Raw genomic sequence first — 1,255 nt, 5'->3', positions numbered from 1 at the left:
TCACCTGGGCATCGGCGAGCAAGTCGCCGGCCAGGCCAGCCAGATCGTCGGGGCCAGGGGGCTGTACAGGGCGTGCGGCGGAGCTGCCGGGCGCCGACGTGGCAGCATTTTCGGGGGCAGCAGGGGACCCGGACGGCCAGGTGGTGGTGAGCTTCAGCAGACCCGCCTGGCTGCGGAGCAGCTCAGCGGTGGGGGAGGCGCCGTCGTCGTCATGTTCCTCAAAGGCCGCTGCCAGGCTCTCCAGACCGGCCACAGCGTCCAGGCGTGCCTGCTCGGTGGTGCCGGGGGGCGGAGCCGAACCGGTGATGCTCGCCACCACGGTGCCTGAACTGACCACGACCGCTGCGGTGAGCAGCAGCAGTGGCGCCCGCCGCCACGCCCGGGATGACGCGGCCTGCTTGCTGCCTTGGCGCCTTGAAGTAGATCCCACAACTGACGATGATGTCACGGGTTCACCGTCCCCTGCACCGGCGGGGGACGGTACTGGCCGCGGAAAGCCACCAGCCACGGTAAAGTCGCTAGTCTAGAAAGTGAGACTTACCAGTATAGGGAGGCAGCATGGCCCAGCGGCGCGATCACAGCGGCGTGCCCACTACCGGAGGGACATCCGGTACCGACACGTCCGCGGAGGCCGCACGCCTGAAAGAGCTGCTGGAACCAGCCGTGGCCGCCCACGGGCTGTTCCTTGAGGATGTGGAGATCCGCCACGCCGGGTCACAGCGAACCCTTCATGTCATTGTGGACCTGCCCGAGGACCAGTCCGGCGGCGTTGGGCTCGACGCCATCGCCGAGGTCTCGCAGACTGTCTCCAAGACGCTGGATGAGGACCCCAAGGACGACGGGCGGCCCTACAGCCTGGAGGTCTCTTCGCCGGGGCTCAGCCGTCCGCTGACCCAACCGCGCCACTGGCGCCGGAACACGGGCCGGCTGGTCAAGGTCAAGCTGGTGGCGGGCGAAGACGTCTCCGGCCGCCTGCTCGAGGTCAGCGAAACCGGCGTCACCGTACGGCCGGAAGACGCGCCGAAGAAGGGCATGAAGGCCCGCCCCGGCGAACCCGTGCACCTGGACTTTACGAACATCCGCGCCGGCAAGGTCGAAGTGGAGTTTGCCCCGTTGGACGATGAAATGGCTGCTGCCGAGTCCAACGGTGAGCTGGAAAACGAGGAGGAGGCCTGAGATGGATATCGATATGAGCGCCCTGCGGCTGCTTGAGCGCGAACGCGAAATTCCGCTGGACCTGCTGATCCCCACGATC

2 protein-coding genes are annotated in these 1,255 nt (G+C 67.5%); one reads left to right on the top strand and one right to left on the bottom strand.

From position 1 onward, the window contains the following. Positions 1 to 430, bottom strand: a 430-nt coding sequence (locus AC5RWT_RS37560; RefSeq protein ID WP_494084647.1) for a hypothetical protein, incomplete at its 3' end; no start/stop codon positions are given. Positions 431 to 558: 128 nt separating this feature from the next. Here AC5RWT_RS37560 and rimP point away from each other — a divergent pair. After that, positions 559 to 1,176 carry a ribosome maturation factor RimP gene (rimP, locus tag AC5RWT_RS37555; protein WP_494084646.1) on the top strand — a complete coding sequence of 206 codons (618 nt, stop codon included), beginning with the start codon at positions 559 to 561 and terminating at the stop codon, positions 1,174 to 1,176. Positions 1,177 to 1,255: the final 79 nt, after the last annotated feature.

This window comes from Arthrobacter sp. Dra40, assembly GCF_059091905.1.
Note: the sequence above shows the minus strand (reverse complement) of the source record. Positions and strands in the feature narration are given on the sequence as shown.

Bases quoted from the DNA above. Each gene is read 5' to 3' on its own strand.
- rimP (WP_494084646.1), top strand. From the start codon at position 559: ATGGCCCAGCGGCGCGATCACAGCGGCGTGCCCACTACCGGAGGGACA.